Source organism: Paraburkholderia sp. SIMBA_053 (genome assembly GCF_046534895.1).
Taxonomy (GTDB): Bacteria; Pseudomonadota; Gammaproteobacteria; order Burkholderiales; family Burkholderiaceae; genus Paraburkholderia; species Paraburkholderia caledonica.
The window spans coordinates 512276-531207 of the sequence record NZ_JAWRXU010000004.1 but is presented as its reverse complement, the minus strand read 5'-3'; the positions used below and the strand labels follow the sequence as shown (position 1 = coordinate 531207).

The window sequence follows — 18932 nt, the reverse complement described above, 5'->3', positions numbered from 1 at the left end:
TTGTTATCGCCCGCCGTCTGTGCGGCAGCGCGTGGAAATCAGTGCCTATACGTGGTACCTTCGTGGGTGCTTGGATAGCTCATTCATCCATACGCAGGACCCAATTCAATTCAGGTTCGTCGCCCCGCTGCGGCGCGCCGCATCTCCAACCAGGTTGTGTTCGCACGTAATGGCCATGTCATTGCAGGCTATGCGCCATTTGTTTTTCGGGAGTCGCAATGGCTTACATTTCGCTACTTGCGTTGTTTCTTACTGTTACGAATCTCGTGCCACTTAGCGCGGTCGGCTTTGTACCGATCGTTCTTTACTCATGGCGTTTTTTTGGCCGGCGCTATCCGGCTTTTATTACACCATTGACGGCACTAACCGCCTTAATCGTCGTATCCACGCTGCTTTACGATCCGAAATCGTTTACCGAATTCGAGTTCTACCGGCGCGACGGCAACTTCTTCATTTCCTACGCTCCCATTTTTGCCGGTTGCCTCTATGTGCATCGGCTGGATCTGAACAAAGTGCTTCGCACGTTCTTCATCTTCGCGGTCGGGATCAACATTCCGCCATACGCTTACTACGTCGTCGAGACCGGCATACTGAGCATCTTCACGAACCCGGACAACAGCTTCGGCAGTTACTTTATTGCGCGCAACGCAGCGGGCGGATTCTTCGCCATGCTGTTCTGCCTCGGTGTTGGATGCTATCTGCAAAAGCGCAGCAAACTGCTGCTCGCGCTGATCGCGGCCAACGCAATGATGCTGTTTTCAACATACAGCCGCGGCTCGCTGCTCGGTGCCGCGGCTGTACTGCCGTACCTGTACTTCGGCCGTAAGCGCTGGCTACTGGCTGTGTTGATGGGCGGTCTGATTGCGGGCTCCCTTGCAATGGCCTTCTTCCATACCGACGGGACCATCGACTACATGGGCTACCCGTTCAATATCCACAATCAGGATGCCAAGGTCGCCAACCTCAACATCCGCTATGAATGGCTGTGGCCGCGCGCCCTCGCCTATTTTGAGCAAAGCCCGATCGTGGGCCTCGGCTTCGGTTCATTCGACGATCACATCGGCACTGTAACGTCGTACTTTCACCTGTTCGGTGCACCTTCCGACATCGTGGTCGAACACAGCGATTCGCACGCTCATAACTCTTACCTGAATGCGCTCGCCGAAACGGGTGTGGTGGGCCTGTTCCTCACGCTGACTTTCTTCTGGAAGCTGGTGGAGTGGAGTAAAGATGGAGCGGCTGCCAGCGCGTTGGTCGGAGGCGGCCAGAACTTTTCCGCGTTCCGCTTCGTCGAAATCTCGTCCGTGTGTTTGCTGGTCATGGCGGCAACAGAGCATCGGCTCGTGTCGCCTTCGAACGTTTTGATACTCTCGCTCGTCATCTCGCTGCTGCTGGCGTCACAATCCGCCAATGCGATCACTGCGGAATTCAATCGGCGCAAATCGCTGGCCCGCCGTCGCGTCTAAGAAGTTGCTACGCCTGCTGCGCTCTAGCGGGAACGTCAGTTCCCGCTAGAGCGAAACCCAACAAGAACGGGAACCCTATGTGGACAGTATTCACCAACATAGGCGATGCCGCCGTCACCTTACCCGTGGCCGCTGTCTGCGCCTGCTGGATCGCTCTCTTTAACGTCAAGCTCGCCTTCCGGTGGATCGTGATGCTTTCTGCCGGCATCGCCATTGTCGGCGCGAGCAAGATCTTCTACGCCGGCTGGGGCATCTCTTTTCCCGCTTCGCATTTCCGCGTGATTAGCGGCCACGCGATGCTGTCGACATGCGTGTGGATGGTCGCGCTCGCACTGCAATTGAAGTGGTGGCGTCTGCCGCCGTCGCTAGGAATTGCAGCTGGAATGGGAATCGGCGCGCTAACGGGCGTATCGCGCCTGATGGACCTCTCGCATACCTTGCCGGAGGTGATTGCAGGGTGGATTCTTGGCGCGGTCGTAGGCCTGATGTTCCTGCGAAAGGCCCTTTCCGAGCAGTCCGAACGTGCGCGGCCCGCGTCGTTGGCCGCGAGCCTTCTGTTCGTTTGCGCGCTCGCCTATGGACACCAGGCGCCGCTTCAGCGGCTTATTGAAACGCGGTCACCGCAAATACACAGCCACGCTCACTCGATCATGGCTCTTGCAGGCCGCGTCAAATATCGCATTCAAACTTACGAAGGCACGCTCGCCAGATGACGTTCGTCGACAGCCCGCTCGCGCACGAGGTACGGGCGGAGCTGTTCGATTGAGCTGCGCAGAAGCCGTGCGTCAATGAAATCCGTCAATGCGGTTTTGAAGTTCTCAGTCGAGAACCGTTCGGCATTCTGGCGGCAATTGACCGGGTCAAACAACGTAGCATTGCGCTCAAACCGCGTTACTGCTTCGAGCAAAGACTCAGCCGTCTGCTCACCGAAGAAGACACCGGTTGGCTGCTCGAGTGGCAAGCCTACAACCGATTCCAGTGCGCCTCCCCTACCGAACGCGATCACAGGCGTTCCGCACGCCTGAGCCTCCACAACGGAGATGCCGAAATCTTCTTCTGCAGCGAACACGAAAGCGCGAGCGCGCCGCAGATGATCGACCAGCACTTCCAGAGGCTGGTGGCCGAGTATCGTCACGTTGGGGCCCGCGACCGCCTTTATGCGCTTCATTTCCGGGCCGTCGCCGATCACCACGAGCTTGCGCTCCGGCGTCTGCGAGAAAGCCCGCACGATCAGGTCTATGCGCTTATACGGCACCATGCGTGATGCGGTCACGTAGAAGTTCTCTTTCTGCGTGCACATGACCATGTTGTCGAGATCGACCGGCGGATAGATAACCGTAGCGTCGCGCTGATACGCCTTCCTGATTCTTCGCGCAATGAAGTGCGAATTCGCAAGCAGATGGTCCACGCCATTCGCCGAACGCGAATCCCAGCCGCGGATATAGTGCAACAGCGCACGGGCCATGATGGACTTGAGGCCCTTGTTCAGGTGCGATTCGCGTAGATACTGATGCTGGAGATCCCACGCATAGCGAATCGGCGAATGAACATAGCTGATATGAATCTGATTGGGGCCCGTCAGCACGCCCTTGGCCACCGCGTGCGAACTCGAGATAACGAGGTCGTAGGCAGACAGGTCCAGTTGTTCGATTGCGATCGGCATCAACGGCAGATATGCACGATAACGTTTCCGCGCAAAAGGCATCTTCTGAATGAACGACGTGTTGACGGGCTTACCCTTCACACAATCGCGATCTTCGAGAAAGTCGACAATCGAGAAGATGTCCGCTTTCGGGAAGCATTCGACGATGCTTTTTAAAACCTTCTCTGCGCCGCCCGAAACCACGAGCCAATCGTGAACAATAGCGACTTTCACTTCAACCTCCTGTGAGATTACGCGCCGGACGCTTCAGCGCCGGCAATCCGGTTCAGTCGTCCTTGGTCGCGCCTGCCTGGGCTCTTGCGCCCCATGCAAGCCCCAGCATTCCTGCAGCGCGCCGTGCGCCCGGCACGAGCCCAACCAATTCGAGCCGGACCATGATGACCATCAGGATCACGGCGAGGGTCGCCTCGCCGATGACCCGCGCAGTTGCCATGCCAATTGCTCCGAAGCGCGGCGCGAGAAGCAGCGCCGCGGCCAGATTGACGAGGCCGGAGGCTACTCCTGCAAATGCAAGCAGCCGGTCCTTTCTGCGCGGAACGAATACATAGAACGCGACGAACTCGTTGAATGCGACGAACGGGAACATCCACGCGAAACATTGAAGAACTCGAGCGGCAGGCTCGAACGCCGGCCCGAGAATCAGCGGCAAGACAAAGGGCGACAACGTCATTGCGCCGCAAAAAACGAGTAGGCCATAGCCGAGCAGAAGCGCCGCGCCCTGACGCGTGGTCGCATGCGCGCCGTCCTTGTCGCCATGAGCAAGCTGCCGCGAAATCGTCGGGACGAATACCTGCGATGCGGGGCCCATCAGGCTGAGAGCAATAGTCGCGAAGCGCTCAGCCGCGCCGAAATACCCGACCTGAGCAGGCGTGGACAACAACGTCAGCAGATACGTCGACGACGCCGTGAGTACCACGGAGCCCGACGAATAGCAGAACAGCATCGTCGAGCTGCGAATCAGCGGCATCACGCCTTGTAGTTTCAGACGTGGCAATCCCAGTTGTGAAGTGGTAATGCCATACGAAATGATCGACGACGCCACTCCGGCAATCAACAGGCTCGCAAGCACCCACACCGAATCTGAAGGCTCCTTCACGAAGCTCAGCACCAGCACGAGGCTCACGGCGAAGCCAAAGACCTCGATCATGATCGGCGTACGAAAACGCTGACGCCCCTGGAACAGCCAGCCCAGATTCAATGCCGAAACGATGCCGAGCAATGTAGCCAGTACACCGATAAGAGGTCGCTCAGACAATGTCGGCGAGCACATGGTGGCGACGAGGCCGATGCATCCGCCCAGCGCGGCCAGCAAGAGTCGCGCGCTGACGTGCAGCGAGTAGATAGAATTGCACTCTTGCACCGAATGCGCCTTCGAGACTTCGCGCATTCCAACAAACGTGAATCCGTAGCTCACGAGCATCCAGATCACGTTCATAAGCGACATTGACGCGAGCACTCGCCCGTACTCGGACACGCCGAGAATTCTTCCGTAAAACGGCACAACGATGATGAGGTACACGTACCTCATCAAATATCCGCCGTAAACAAACGCAATGACGCTTGCGTTGTCTCGTCTTTCCATTCCGTTCTCCAATTGCGTATTCCTGACTTTAGCGCTGCGCCACGCGTCGGCGTGCGAGCGGGTTCGATATGTAGCGAACGACGAAGTCAGAAAGTGGCGAGTACGGTACGAGGCACAGGCCGGAAAGAAACAGCGTGCCGAACTTCTTCTTCACGCTCCAGAAAGGGTTAGCTACGATCGCATGCAGGTAGCCGCGCGAATCGTGCAACATCCAGCGCCACCGATGAACGAGCGTCGCCCGATACACGCTTGAACAGAAGATCGCCTTCTCGTGGCCAAAATCATGAAATGTCGCGGGCAGTTCGATCTCCAGACGCGACCTGGCAATATTTCTCAGGATCGCCCAGCGCATGCCCAGCGCCTTCGGCGCCTTGGAGATCTGCTCCGAATTGGCGAAGGACACCGTGCCGCCGTCGGCGTTATGCACGCGATAGCCGCCAAGCGACTTGCGCACCGTGGCCACCGGACCGACTAATGCAGCGCCGTAGATCGCGAAGAAGTCGGCGCCGTAGCGATTGATTCCCGGCGCGGGAATAGGAAACACCTGCTTGAGTGCGCTTACCCGATACGCGTTGCCAGAGGCCGGCGGCGACGGATAGAGCCAACCCGCCTGCAGAAGTTCTCCGCAGTTGGCGGGCGGTTCGGTGTTCGGCACGTAAGCCCCTGTCGCCGTTCCGCTTGCGTCCATGACGTCGAGCCGGAACTGCACCTTCGCCCACGAGCCGCTGTTGAAGACCTGCATTACTTCCGACACGGCGCTCGGATACAGCATGTCGTCCGAATCGAGAAGGATCGCGTATTCCGTTTCCAGCGCGCTAATCGCGTGGTTGTATGCGGCGACCTGGCCGCCGTTTTCCTGGAAGATCGCGGTAATCCGGCTACCGTAGCTTTCTATGATTTTCCGCGATCCGTCAGTCGAACCGTCGTCGAGCACGACAACCTGTGTGCCTGGATAGTCCTGGTTGAGCGCGGAATCGATCGCGGCCGCTAGATAGCGTTCGTAGTTGTAGTTGCATATGACAACTGTGACCTGGTTCATGGCATTCGACGCTATTTTAAAATTTTCGGTGAGTCGGAATTGCTACGCAAGCGAGCGGACGGCGATATAAGCAAGGTGAGTTGGCGGATCGTTTTCGGCGCCATTGACTTTGTCCGGCACCTTGAATCGCAGTTGCAAACCGTCGTTACTCCATGTGGTCGTAATGGCATCAGGTGCACTTACTGTGCCCGTCACCGCGTCTATGAAATCAATCTTTACTTCTCGGCCCGAAGGCCGCTTAAGCCCCGCCACTGTCACAGCGCGCCAGCCCGCGGATCCATTAACCTGCAGCACGATGTCATTGCCGGAGCGCAGACCGCTGCCGGATGCGCCTGGACCAAATTGCAACGGGTTCGTCAAACTTGCCAGCGAGCCCGAAACAGCCTGATGAAGTACGACGAGGCTTCTGCCCGACGCGTTGTAGGTCCGCCTGGGTGGACCGCGATGAGTCAGACGGAACGGCTCGTATCCGTCCCAGTGATAGATCATGGACACGTACTTGTTGGGTTCGTTCCAGTTCCGATCGAGCGCCCACACCGCGAAGTCGAAGAAGTACTCCGCCAGGTAATGCGGATTCTTCATATACGCATCGCCGATTTCGGTCTGCCAGATACCGCGCGCCGGCCCGTTCTTCACGTACTGCTGGTACAGCGGATCGAGATCGGCGACGCCCAGGTAGTGCGTGTCGAGATAGTCGACCCAGTCCAGCATGCGTTCATTCGAAGCGGGACTTCGGTACTCGAGCCACTTGCAGAAGTTGGACACGCCGCCCTGATCGGGCCAGCCGCCGTAGACGATATACGCGTTGTACTTCCGGATGATGCGGGCGGCAGGCAGATGCACACGTTCAACGTAGTCCTGCATCGCACGGTCGTACGGCTTCGCGCGCTTTTCATCCTTGTTGAAGTTCGGACCGTGCCAGAAGGTAGCCTGCGGTAAACCACCGGACAATTTCCCGGCCGCCTCGTTCCAGATCTGGAAATAGCGCAGGTTGAACGGCGGTGCGGAGTACTTGCGCACAACTGCCTCGACGTAACGGGTCCACGCCCGGACATCCACGGGCGCAGAATTGCTGTCACCGGGCACGGTGGCATTCCACGGCGGCGTATAGCCGAGCAGCAACAGCGACTTGATGCCATTGCGGTTGTTCAGTAGCAGCGCTGACGGAAGATCGTTGTCGAACTGCGATCCGGTCTTGTCGACACGCATGGGCTCAGTGGGTGAATCCGGCTGACCGGGGCCAACCGAATCGCGCCCCCAGGTGATGCCCATTTGCCGCCACATCTCGACGTCGTTGCTTGCGCCAGCCCATCCATTCGAGCCGATCAGGTCCGTGATCCTGCGACCTTCCGTACTTCCCGAACTTCCCGCTTGCGGCACTGTACCGGCCGCCGCCGAAGTCTTGCCGCGCGCAAGCGGTATGGCCGCACCAAAAAGGGCGGCGATTGTTCCCAACGCCCGACGTCTGCCGACACTCTTTCGAATGCGAAACATTGGCCTGCCTACCGACATGCGCTAGCCCGCCGACGCGCGGGCCGGCACGCCCGTCAACTGCACGCCCGCCTGCCCTTTGAGAATCTCGAGCACGGTTTGCGCGGTCACGTCCCAGCGAAACTCGCGCGCACGAGCGAGTCCCATTGCCCTATAACGTTGCCGCAATACGTCGTCTGTCATCATTAGAGAGATCTTCGCGGCAATGTCGTCCGCCGATGTTGAGTCGCAATACATCGCCGCATCTGCGCAAACCTCCGGTATGGAGGTCAGCGACGATGCGACTACCGGACAGCCGCAATACATGGCCTCGAGCGGAGGCAGGCCGAAGCCCTCGTACAGCGACGGAAAGATAAGACACCCGGCGTTTTCATAGAGTGCCTTCAGCTCGCCGTCAGTGACGAAACCGGCCCACACCACTCTTTCCGATTGCGGTTTCTCTTCGGCGAGTTCGCTATTGAAGATGCGCGCATTCTTGCCGCCGACCACTACGAACTTGACGTGGTCGAGATGCCCGAGCTTCTCTATCGCTTCCAGCACGCGTTGCAGGTTCTTGCGCGGATCGAGACTGCCGACCACGACGCAATAGGCGTCCTTGACGAGATTGAGCCGCTCGATCACCGCGGGGTCGGAGGTAACGCGGTCCAGGTGGTCCGCAGCGGGACTCACTACTGCGACTCGCGATTCGTCGATCTTCAGGTGGTGGCAAATCCGCGATCGGGAGAACTTCGACACCGTCAGAATCATCGGCTGCATTCGTGGCAGTATGAAGAAACAGAGGCGGTACCACAGTACGAATTTTTTGGAGAACCCGCCCGGCACGTCATACACCGCCATGTCGTGGAGCATCACCACCTGCCGGCGTTTCAACACCGGGTTCATGTTGCAGAGGTTGACAAGCCTGACGCCTCTCGCGGCAATGGGCAGTGTGATCTGTTCCCACAGCGTGCCGCGAAGCCATGGGAAGCGTCGCTGCCATTTCAGCAGCGCGCCCGGCTCCTTTGCGTCGCGCGGCACGAATACCTCGAGCTTCTCGCCCGGCGGCACCCGCATTTGCATCGCTCTCGTCAACTCATACGCGACTCTCTGCACACCCGTGACCGGCTGCGAAGTGAATTTACCGTTGATTGCAAACGCCATCTGCTTCTCCGTTTTGCGAGTTCATCGAACGACGTAGCAACTCGCTCACGTTCGCAGGGATCCACTGGTTGCGTCGGCATCGCCATAGTCGCTCGCATAGTTGGTTGCATAACCATAGGTGCGAGTACTACGTCGAAGCGGAATACCGTTGAACACCGCACCTGCGATGCGGCCGTCCGCGCGCTCCATCTTCTTCACGGTGTCCTCGATCTCTTCCTCCGATTGCATGCCCGAGCGCAACACGAGTAGCGATGCACCCGCTTCGCTCGCAATGATCGACGCGTCGGTGACCGCAAGGAACGGCGGCGTATCGAAGATCACCAGATCGAACTGCCCGCTCAGGCGTTCCAGCACTTCCTTGAAACGCGGCCTTGCGAGCAAGGCGGCTGGATTGTCCGGGCGCGAACCGCACGACATGAACGAGAGACCGTCGATACCCGTATGACGCAGCGCATTGCGCAGTGGCATACGGTCCGAGAGAACTTCGGAAAGACCGCCGCGATTGTTCTGATTGAAGAGCGATGCGAGATGGCCGCGACGCATATCGGCATCGATCAGAAGAACTCGCGCGCCGATCTCGGCCTGTAGCGTCGCAATGTTGGCCGCTACAAAGCTCTTCCCCGCCGATGGAGTCGGCCCGATCACCATCAGAATGTTGTTGCGTGAATGCGCGAGATCGCGTGCCAGCGAAGTGCGCACTGCTCGTAGCGCCTCCACAGAAGTATCGTTCGGGAAGCGTTCAGCAAGCACCTTGGTGCCACCGCCTGCCACCTGGATTTCTGGCACGCCGCCCGTGGCCGGCTGAGGCAGCCCTGCTCGCGCGGCAGCACCAGGCAGCGATTTCGCGCCGGCATTCGTTCTGTCGAGCAACAACTGCTGCTGGCTGAACAGGATCTCGCCAAATACCGGCACGCTCATTCTGCGTTCGACATAACGCGGATCCGTTACGCCCGTCAGCACATGTCGGCGCATGAAGACGAGCACAACGCCGGATACGAGGCCGAGTACGAGACCGCCAGGAAGCACCAGAATCGGCTTCGGTTTAACCGGACGATGCGGCGTTATCGCTTCGTCGACCACGTGCGCTCCGCCAGTGGTACTTGCGCGCCGCACCTGCAATTGCTCGGCCTTCTGCACCATCCCCAGGTAGATCGTTTCCGCCACTTTCTGCGCACGAATCAGATCGACGCTCGAGCGTTCGGACGCAGGCATACCGTTGAAATGTCCATCGAAACTCGCTTTCGCGTTCTTCAGTTGCGCGAGCTGCGTGTCGACGCTTTGCACCCAACGGCTCTGCGGCGTATAGCGCTCGAGCAATTGCGTGCGTTGCAGCTGGAGCGTTGCGATTTGCCGGTCAATGTCGAGGCCGCCTTGCAAGTAGGCCTGCGCCTCTGCTGTCGGCTGCATCGACTGAGAATTGGCCCGGAATGCCTTTAGCGCTTCTTCGGCTTTCCTCAGGTCTGCGAGCAGGCGAGGAAGTTCTCCGTTGATGAACGCGAGCGTGGTGGTGTCGTTGAGTTGCCGGCTGGCAATCGCCGTCGCCAGGTATTGCTGGCCCAACGCATTCGCGACTTCAGCAGCCTTCGCCGCGCTTTTGTCGGTGTACTCGATCTGAAGAAGACCGGAGTCTTTGACCTTGTCGCTAACCTTGATGGTTGCGTCGAAACGCTTGATTGCGTCCACCGCATTCCACCGCACTACCGTGAATTCGGTGCCCGGGCGTGCGACAAGTTCATCCACGCGCATTGAAATGCCATTACTGGACACCTGTTTGCCGATAACGCCATGGAGGAATACCTGATCTTGCGGCCCGCGCAATTCGTAGGTATTGTCCTCTCCAGCAACCAGCGTCATTTTTTCTTCTTCCAGATCTTTGGGAACGTCAAGCGTGCCGATCTTTACCTGCTCGCCTCCCCATGCGTACGACTTGAGTCCAAGCCATGGCCGGGATGGCTCACCAGGCGTCGCAAACTTCTCTGCAATGTCGCCGAGCAGCGGTAGCTTGTGCGGCGTCACGGAGACGTCGAACCGGAAACGTTGGATCACTGGCTCGAGCACGGAGCGGCTGCGCATGACTCCCATTTCCGTCACGGTAGACGGTGCGGGCGGAGGCAGGTTCTCCTGATTCTGGAGTGCAAGACCGAGCGCATTCGGTTCGGGCGGATCTACGCGAATGAGTACATCCGCGGAATAGATCGGGGACGCGATGAGCAGATAAGCGGCGGCGAGGCTGACCACGACGACCGTGGTAAGTACGATCTCCCAGATATGGTCGCGCATCAGACGCAACATGGCACTGGGGCTTAATTGGCCGCGCTCTGTACTGGCAGTCGCCGGGAGCGAATTCAGAGGATAGTAGTCCACCGGTTTGATCCTTCCATGTTTGATGGGCACAGTAATGAGTCGACACCGCCTGGCTCAACCAACGGTCCGCGGCTCCTGCCGTCTCTGACAGGAACGCATATGGCGTAGGCCCGACGTTTGATCGGGGACTACGTCATGGTTTGCCAAGCCAAGTGGCTGTCCACCTGCTTGAATTGATCAAAGGCTGCGCCGTTGGCAACACGGCTCGCCCCCGTCTCCAGACTTTCAATCCCCCAGATCACGAAGCGATACGCTTGACACCACGCTCCGCGTTTAATTCCGTACTACAAATCGTTAGCTTTTTATTACACCAGAGACCGACCTACAGTCGACTTCGCAAAGCGCGGTCCGGCCCCGGACTCATGTGAGCGATGCCTCGTCGTACGTCGTCAGTGCAAAGCACTTAAAGACACGGCAATTACTACACCTCAATCAACTTCTTTACGTGACAAAGGTGAAGAAATTGCGCATTGCTGGCATTCGATAGCGCCTACCGGGGCAACCGCTACTTTTCTACAGATGCTGCAGTGAAGCATAGCGTCGGTTCGAATGAGTGCATCACCCGGGGCGTAAATTCGGGTGCTAATGGCCGATTCCGTGGAAGAGATCACCACGCAACACACAATTTAGAAAGTGTTGTAGCTATCTGCAATGGATGTAACAGAGTGATACCGGTCTGCGCATTCAGCGTTATGCGCCATTTGTGTCTCTTCTCACGGGGCCGATCCGGCGCTGCTGGCATGTAATACCCCGTAAGCCTTCTCCCACGGGGCTTTGAAGGCAAAGACCGCTCTTTTGCCCTGCAAACGCGCATTCGTTCGTTCCAGCAATTGTTGCTGACTCGGACAGGCTTTCGTATGCCTTTATTCAGGCGCGCAAGGTAAGTATTTCTCCAATCCTCCGAATTGCGCCAAAACACCATCGATTACCGGCCACCATCGCCAGGGTCATTTGAGTACGCTAATCTCGACACGTAGGCAGTGATTCACCCTGTTTGGAGAACTAAGCGTGACGACTTCCACCGATTTTCTCAGGTCGTACATTGATGCGCACCGGACCAGTCCAAAGGCTGCAACACGGAAAGCAGCTAAACACATTGGGCTCTTAGTGTCCCAGGAATGCTCCATGGCGACTGCTGGATCTATCGGCGACGCATTCCGTCTGGCAAACGAATTGTCAGAAGACACAGCACCCGGGTCTCCCTATTCGCTTTCAGTACTTTCTGAAAGCGGCGGGCTCGTAACCAGTTCGTCTGGCATATCGATCTGGACCCAAAGTATCGAGCGCCATCGGCTCGGCGAATTCCACGCGTTGTTCGTCGCCTGTCGCGACGCGGCGAGGGCGTTGGAATCCAACGACCGTCTGCTCTCATGGATAGCCCGTCAAGGCTCTATTGCATCGTTCGATATCCAGCAAGGCGCCAACATGGTCGTCATTTGCAAGGACCCGATGCATTCCACAGTGCCGATCTTCGTATTCGACGACGCTCCGACGACGACGCGGACCAGCAGTGCCACGCCGACAGACCTCGCCCTTGCGCAGATCGAACGCGACCTCAGTACCGAGATCGCCCGAAAGATTGCCGACATGCTGCAAACGACCTACGTCGAGTCAGACAAATTCGAACTGGACGATGCGAGCATTACCACCACGACAGAGAAGATTCGCGAATCTGCGCGTTGGATCAAGGAGAACTACAGCAATCCTATCTCCGTGGCCAAGGCTGCGGAGTGCGCGGCCATGAGCAAACGAAACTATCAGCGCCGTTTCAAATTCGAGTTCGGCATGACTCCGCTCGAATACCTGCTGCGCACGCGTTTTGAAGTTGTTCGTGCGATGCTGCGCAACACCGATCTGCCGGTAGACAAGATTGCCCGGCGGTGCGGAATGGGCGACGGCAATCGCCTGGGCCGCCTATTCAAGGAACGCTACGGCATGTCTCCCACTCAATTCCGCGCGCAGCAGCGCCTGGAAGTGGCAGAGCGATGCGTCGCAATCGACGACTGAGGGTCCGGCATCAACACAGCCAGGCGGCGCGCGGTTGAGAGACCGCGCCGCCCGGCTTTGCGCGCGAATCGCGCGTCGCCAAGCTATCAGATATGGAACAGAAAATGACAACCACCAAATCTGCGCGGTTCTCCAACGAAGCCGGTACATCTACCCTGCGGGGCAGGAAAGCCGACATGTCGGAAGATGACGTACCCGACGACTGGCTGCTCTCGCACGACGCCGCAAAGCCAGCGCAACCGCGCAGACAATCGAGCGTTAGAAGACTCAAGGAGGCGGCCAAATCGATGCTGCCGGCGCCCTTGTTTCTTAGTCTGCTGCATCACAAGGAGATTGGCCGCTACCCGAACCTGCGTCGGCCCACCACCTTCAACGAAAAGATCCTGCAGAAGAACTTGCGGCCGGATCCATGGTTCGTCGAGTTGACCGACAAGCTCACAGTCCGTGAGTACGTAGCGAAAAAGCTGGGCGAGAAGCACGTTATTCCGTTGCTTTCCGTCCCCGACGCTTTCACGCAAGAAGTCTTCGATGCTCTGCCGAATGCGTTCGTCATGAAGGCAAATCACGGCAGTAGCTATGTGGAGGTTGTCAAAAACAAGTCGGCAACTTCATTCGAACAGTTGCGGGACCTTGCAAACTACTGGCTGTCGCTCGACTTCTACAAGATTGCTCGTGAAAGGCACTACCGCAAGATCAAGCCACGCATCTTCTTCGAGCAGTTGTTACTCGACAGTAGCGGCAACATTCCCGCCGACTACAAACTTCACTGCTTCGGCGGGCGTAGCGGACGACCGATCATCTACATCCTGGTGATTTCCGACAGATTTGGCGGGAACACAAGAGGTGATGTGTACGACGTCGATTGGAACCATCTCGACATAGCAATCGGCTATTACAAACGCAGTCCGGTGCCGGCACCCCGCCCCGAGAACCTCGATGCCATTCTGCAAGCGGCCACGAAGCTCTGTGAAGACTTCGACTATGTTCGCGTGGATCTGTATGCACCGGATAACCATGTGTACTTTGGTGAACTAACGTTTACGCCGGGAGCAGGTGTTCTGCCCTTCACGCCGGATAGCACCGATTACGACTGGGGAAGATTGGTTCCGGACACGTTCTGCCGCTGATGTCGGACAGTCGCAACTGTCCCAGCACGGACCACTTAGTAGCCATCAAATGCAAAATGAACCCGGCCCCATCCTGCAAGCAGGCGGGAGCGAGGTTCATTAACCGTTAAGCGGCAAAAGCGCGCTCAGGTGTCGGCGTGACTCGACGTAAAGCTGGTGAATGCGTTGTACGGCGCGTCTATCGGTGTGCCGTTGATCATGATGCCGTAGGTGTTGTTCCCGCTATCCAGCACGTAGTACATGACCGACTGAATGTTGTGCGTCTTTCGTGCGCCGTAGAATGCGGCAAGCCTGTCCGAGATGTAATTTCCGCGGTAGCTCTCCGAGCGCTCCGGACCTGCGTTCCATTCAGTGACGATAAGCGGCACGCCATAGCGGGCCTTGCAGTACGTTGCAAGGTCGAAGCCCGGACCTGCGCCGTCGGTCCCGATGTTGAACAGGTCACCATAGACTTCGTAATTGTGCCAGGTCGTAATGTCCCAACGTACCTGCGGATGACCACCGCTGCCGTCGGGTTGCCTGCCGTCCCATAGTGCGTCGGCCGCACCGACGTCTGCAACGCAGAAATTGATGCCGCACTTCGCGGACGACTGCACCGACTTCACACCGTCGATCATTCCGCGCATGACGCCGCGCATGACAGGCCAGTTCGCATTGTTGAAGTCACTCGCCTTTGAGCCGGCGTAGGTGAAGTCCATCACGGTCGCGTCTTGGCGCGTCAACTCGTTACCGCATTCGTAGATCGTCACGCCGTAGGGCTTCAACGCATTCGCGACAGTCGAGCCGACGGAGTAACCGCGGCTATACGCGGTCGATTCACTTCCGATCACAGCGCCGCTTGCGTCATATACACCCTCGTCGATCAACACGAGCAGCGTGAGTCCTGCCGACTGGAAAGCCTGCGCGAGCTTGACTACAGCATTCAATTGCCTCGGATCGTCGGATACGCCAACGCGGTAGCTCGTGCAATTCATGGCCTTCAGCATCGACACGACCTTCTCAGGCGTGTACGTATAGTCATAGTGGCCATTCATGCCGTAAAAGCTTCCTGGAACAGGAGCCACGTCGATGCGCGGATCGCTGCAAGGGAGCCATTGCTCTGCGACATCCGCGTTCACGAAGAACTGACCGGCGGTGCCGCAATGCCAGATCTTGCCGCCATACCAGAGCACAAGCGACACGTTGTACGTATTGCCAACGGTAGAGCCGTTTCTGTAGATCACACCGTTGGCGAGCGTCCATACGTCGCCGGAGCTGTCGGTGATAGAAGAGGCCGAAGGGATGACCGTTCCGTTCGCGGATGCAGCGGCAGCTTTCGCCGTTGGGCTTGCGGAAGCCTTGGCTGCCAGACTCGCGCCGCCGTCTTCACCGCCGCCACCACAGGCGCTCAAAAGATAGCTACCGGCAAGGGCCGTCAGGCCTCCAAGAAATTGTCGTCGTTTTACCATGTTTGTTTTTCCCACTGTCGAGAAAGTCTCGATAAAAAAGCCGAAGATGAGTTTTTGAAGTTCAGCAGAGTTGTTTTTAACAGCTCTTATTAATTCGTTGTGCTTAACGATCCAGAATGACGTGTCATATCGCCAGCAACCGCTGTAATTGCAATCACATTGCCAAAGACAACGTGGACTAACATGCTCAGGCAAACAGACAAAGCTGCGCCTATCGCGATGCGCTCGACGCCGCGATACTTAATGAACCATCTGGAACGACCCTGCGGCACATTCGCCGCTGGAACACGTCGCATTGCCGCGCAAACGTTTAACCAGGAGAACGCAACTGACTGCATTGCTCGGAAAGTTGTTCGCTTCCATGCCGCGACAGGGGTAAATCGTACCCGCTTATGTCGGGTAGGTCACACGGAAAATAGTCGTTTTCGGCCAAAAAGCACGATCCTTTCCGTGAACTTCGCATTTCGCAAAAATTTCTGCTTTCTGATGATGATCGGAAGATTAGATGGATAGCACGTCGGGCAAGCTGACCCCGGTAAGAAGTTTCGTTTTCCATCTTCCTTGCAGTAATACTTTCCCAATCAACCGAGCGACGCGAGAGAGACGGGAAATTTGTTCTTAAATCAGACGATTACAGCCCGAAGAACATCATGGTTCGGTTTGCACACGGATGGAAATTTCCTCTTTCAATCTTCGTAAGAAATTTCCTTTCTCGTGGTTTACGCTATTCCGCTTTGATTTCCGGGCGCTCGGGACGAAACGGCCGCCCAAGGCAATGCTTAGCCGGGAGGTGTGGCGACTCACTTTACGAAGGATCTGACGCAGCCAAAATATCCCCGATGTCCAGTCACCGCGCCGCGATTTAGATTTAACGCAGTAGTAATCCAGATTAATTCATCAAGCGTCTAGTTTTAATCTCGGACACTGATCCGCGCGAAATCAAATCATGACGATCCCTGCCCTGACCTTTTCGAAATCGCGCTGATCTTTAGCGCATCGTCACGTGTAAACAGCGTGTAGACACCACGGCGATGTCAGCCCAGGCGCTGTACCGCGCCTCGCGAACTTTGTGCAGGGGAAAGCACGCTGCATATAAAGGCCGGGCTCGTCCGCTGGCCCGCCGTTCAACGACATTGCAGAGCGCACAGGCTGGCGCGTGAACATGCTGGTGGCGAGCACGACCCAGAAAGAGTAGCCAGACAAGACACGTTAGCCGGTTCGCCAAGTTCGCGAAATTGAATGTGCGCGCAACCAGCCGTCAGACGCAGCAACTACTCGGCTACAAGCCAACAAGAGCCAACTTGCCCGCCGAGATAAATCTCGCAGAAGATTTCACAAGCCACGACAATGCAGCGCGAAGCCTTGCGACACAGCCGACAGCACGCGGCTAAAGCTCTGCAATGAATGGCAGACGAGCACTACACGAGGCCTGTCTTTGAGTGCGCCACCACACGTAGAGGGCCATCACGCAGCGGTAGTGTTGAGCGTCCGGAGCGGATGAGACCGGACACCTCGATCGCCGCGACCATTTCTCCTTGCACCGCGGCTGATCACAAGCTACCTTCCTTGTAAGTACTCTGCTGACTATCGGATAGTGTCCGCGAATCGATACCGCAAGCATCACCTTGCTCCGTTGTCGGCGATTCTGTTCAGCGCCCTGGCGGGCCTGTCGCCGCACGCGCACGCACAGGAATTCTCGCTGCTGGCCGGACCGCTCTTTAGTGCGGGCACGAATACCTATTCATGGAGCGCCAATTATCGCGAGGGCTTGGGACGATACGCGGCATGGAGTTTTTCATGGCTCAACGAAGGCCATCTGCCCAACCATCATCGCGACGGACAGGCACTCCAGGCGTGGGGACGCCTGCCGTTATGGAACGACCGGCTCGAGCTGTCGGCGGGCGCCGGGCCATACCGGTACTTCGACACGACCGCGGCGAGCGCCGGAGGCGACTATTCAAACACTCACGGCTGGGGCGTATTGGGGAGTCTGCGCGCCGCCTACTACTTCGACCGACGCTGGATCGCCCAGGCGCAATTGAACTACGTGCATGCGTTCGGCGGCCCGGACACCACCGCGTTAATGTTCGGCGTCGGTTATCAACTCGAGGCGTCGGGTGAGCCGGGGCCGCGTCAACGGCCGGTGTCGCGGACGTCGAATGTCACCGGTAATGAACTCACCATCCTGTTTGGCAGAACGATCCTCAACAGCAACGAGTCGGAATCGAGCAGCGCAGGAAGTCTTGAATATCGGCGGGGATTGTGGCGCTATGTCGACGTGAGCGCGTCATACATCCACGAAGGCGGGCATATTCAATCGCGCCGCGACGGTGTAGCGGCGCAACTGTGGGCTACTCGCGCATTCTTTGGCGACCGCCTCGCATTGTCGGCCGGCGTTGGTCCGTACGTCGCGATCAAGCAGACCGACAACGTCCCGCAAGACCGCACGGGCGACGGTCGCGTATCGGCGCTCTTCGCCGTGTCGGCGAGCTATCGCTTCGGATCTCGCTGGCTCGCTCGTGTCAGCTGGAACCGCATAGTGACTCGTTACAACCGCGATACGGATCTGATCGAGGGCGGTATCGGCGTGCGGTTTTGAGGGCTTGTACGAAGCAGTCAGCGAAGCCAGGCCGCTTCATACATGGATGCGCAATCCCGACGGACTACCGCGACATCATGTTCATGCTGACGTTATGCATGACCCACATCGTGCCGCCGATCAGGAACAATGCGGCTAATGCCGTATAACCGAGCGCCATGACGTTCCAGCGTTGTCCGGCCGACATGTCGATGTGCAGGAAAAACACCAGGTGCACGACGATCTGCACGAAGGCGAGAATCGATAACGCGATCATTGCCGTCTGCGCCGGGAAAGTGCCGCGCATTACGAGCCCGAAGGCAGCGGCGGTCAACACCACGGACAGCAGGAATCCGCCAACATAGCCGCGCATGCTGCCGTTGCCGTGCTGCGCCGGAACTGATTGCATATGAGCCATTTACAGCACGCTCCCGAGGTAGACAAAGGAAAAGACGCAGATCCACACGATGTCGAGGAAATGCCAAAAAAGACTTAGGCACGTGAGACGCGTGATCTGGCGTTCCGACATTTTCGGACTCCGCATGATCTGCACGGCCAGCACCGCCATCCATACGAGGCCCACCGTAACGTGCAGTCCGTGCGTGCCCACCAGCGTGAAGAACGACGACAGAAACGCACTGCGGGAAGGTCCTGCGCCTTCGGCGATCAGGTGCGAGAACTCGCGCATTTCCAGAAAGAGAAACGCAAGACCGAGCACGAAGGTCACCGCAAGCCAGCCCAGGACGGAGGCGGACTTACCGCGCCGGGCGCCTAGCATGGCGAAGCCGTAGCTGATGCTGCTCAACAGCAGCGCGGCAGTCTCCACCGCGACGCCGCCGATGTCGAACAGATCCTTGCCCGACGGGCCGCCCGCGAACTGATGCGACATAACCGCAAACACGGCGAATAGCGATGCGAACAGCACGCAGTCGGTCATCAGATACAGCCAGAAGCCGAACACCGTATCCGACGAACCGTGGTCATCGTGTGCGCCGTGGTGCGTCACGGAGATTGTTTTCTGCGACAT

Annotated in this window: 14 protein-coding genes; 5 read left to right on the top strand and 9 right to left on the bottom strand. The window is 57.8% G+C overall.

What is annotated here, in order from left to right:
- Positions 1-218: 218 nt before the first annotated feature.
- Positions 219-1466, top strand: coding sequence for an O-antigen ligase family protein (locus SB753_RS17410; RefSeq protein WP_204522844.1), 1248 nt, complete (start codon positions 219-221; stop codon positions 1464-1466).
- Between the two features lie 77 nt (positions 1467-1543).
- Positions 1544-2179 (top strand): phosphatase PAP2 family protein, encoded by a 636-nt coding sequence (locus tag SB753_RS17405; RefSeq protein WP_410800977.1) that lies wholly within the window; start codon positions 1544-1546, stop codon positions 2177-2179.
- On the opposite strand, the gene SB753_RS17400 is transcribed toward SB753_RS17405, so the two are convergent.
- The 6 genes from SB753_RS17400 to SB753_RS17375 are packed head-to-tail and all read right to left on the bottom strand — an operon-like array spanning position 2155 to position 10745.
- Positions 2155-3342 (bottom strand): glycosyltransferase family 4 protein, encoded by a 1188-nt coding sequence (locus SB753_RS17400; RefSeq protein ID WP_087754335.1) that lies wholly within the window; start codon positions 3340-3342, stop codon positions 2155-2157. The genes SB753_RS17405 and SB753_RS17400 overlap by 25 nt on opposite strands.
- 52 nt (positions 3343-3394) lie before the next feature.
- The gene (locus SB753_RS17395) at positions 3395-4711 is read right to left on the bottom strand and encodes a lipopolysaccharide biosynthesis protein (RefSeq protein WP_088175379.1); all 1317 of its coding nucleotides are present in this window, start codon (positions 4709-4711) and stop codon (positions 3395-3397) included.
- A 28-nt stretch (positions 4712-4739) separates the two neighbouring features.
- Positions 4740-5750: a glycosyltransferase family A protein gene (locus SB753_RS17390; protein ID WP_310069585.1), complete on the bottom strand. Its 1011-nt coding sequence runs from the start codon at positions 5748-5750 to the stop codon at positions 4740-4742.
- Positions 5751-5792: 42 nt separating this feature from the next.
- Positions 5793-7244 carry a hypothetical protein gene (locus SB753_RS17385; RefSeq protein ID WP_410800975.1) on the bottom strand — a complete coding sequence of 484 codons (1452 nt, stop codon included), beginning with the start codon at positions 7242-7244 and terminating at the stop codon, positions 5793-5795.
- 21 nt (positions 7245-7265) lie between these two features.
- Positions 7266-8381: a glycosyltransferase family 4 protein gene (locus tag SB753_RS17380; RefSeq protein WP_087754339.1), complete on the bottom strand. Its 1116-nt coding sequence runs from the start codon at positions 8379-8381 to the stop codon at positions 7266-7268.
- Between the two features lie 45 nt (positions 8382-8426).
- Positions 8427-10745 carry a polysaccharide biosynthesis tyrosine autokinase gene (locus tag SB753_RS17375; protein WP_027804711.1) on the bottom strand — a complete coding sequence of 773 codons (2319 nt, stop codon included), beginning with the start codon at positions 10743-10745 and terminating at the stop codon, positions 8427-8429.
- A gap of 1125 nt (positions 10746-11870) precedes the next feature.
- Here SB753_RS17375 and SB753_RS17370 point away from each other — a divergent pair.
- Entirely contained in the window at positions 11871-12752 is an 882-nt protein-coding gene (locus tag SB753_RS17370; protein ID WP_020068480.1) for a GlxA family transcriptional regulator, read from the top strand.
- A gap of 104 nt (positions 12753-12856) precedes the next feature.
- The gene (locus tag SB753_RS17365) at positions 12857-13879 is read left to right on the top strand and encodes an ATP-grasp fold amidoligase family protein (protein WP_204522849.1); all 1023 of its coding nucleotides are present in this window, start codon (positions 12857-12859) and stop codon (positions 13877-13879) included.
- Between the two features lie 125 nt (positions 13880-14004).
- Here the strand turns inward: SB753_RS17365 and SB753_RS17360 are convergent, their stop codons facing one another.
- Positions 14005-15327, bottom strand: a complete 1323-nt coding sequence (locus tag SB753_RS17360; protein ID WP_027804709.1) for a hypothetical protein — start codon at positions 15325-15327, stop codon at positions 14005-14007.
- Positions 15328-16921: 1594 nt separating this feature from the next.
- Here SB753_RS17360 and SB753_RS17355 point away from each other — a divergent pair.
- On the top strand, positions 16922-17926 hold the full coding sequence (locus SB753_RS17355; RefSeq protein WP_410800973.1) for a hypothetical protein: 1005 nt from the start codon (positions 16922-16924) through the stop codon (positions 17924-17926).
- Positions 17927-17990: 64 nt separating this feature from the next.
- Here SB753_RS17355 and cyoD read toward each other — a convergent pair whose 3' ends face one another.
- Both cyoD and cyoC read right to left on the bottom strand, forming a co-directional pair.
- Positions 17991-18323, bottom strand: a complete 333-nt coding sequence (gene cyoD / locus SB753_RS17350; RefSeq protein ID WP_087754341.1) for a cytochrome o ubiquinol oxidase subunit IV — start codon at positions 18321-18323, stop codon at positions 17991-17993.
- Positions 18324-18932: a cytochrome o ubiquinol oxidase subunit III gene (cyoC, locus tag SB753_RS17345; protein WP_410800971.1), complete on the bottom strand. Its 609-nt coding sequence runs from the start codon at positions 18930-18932 to the stop codon at positions 18324-18326.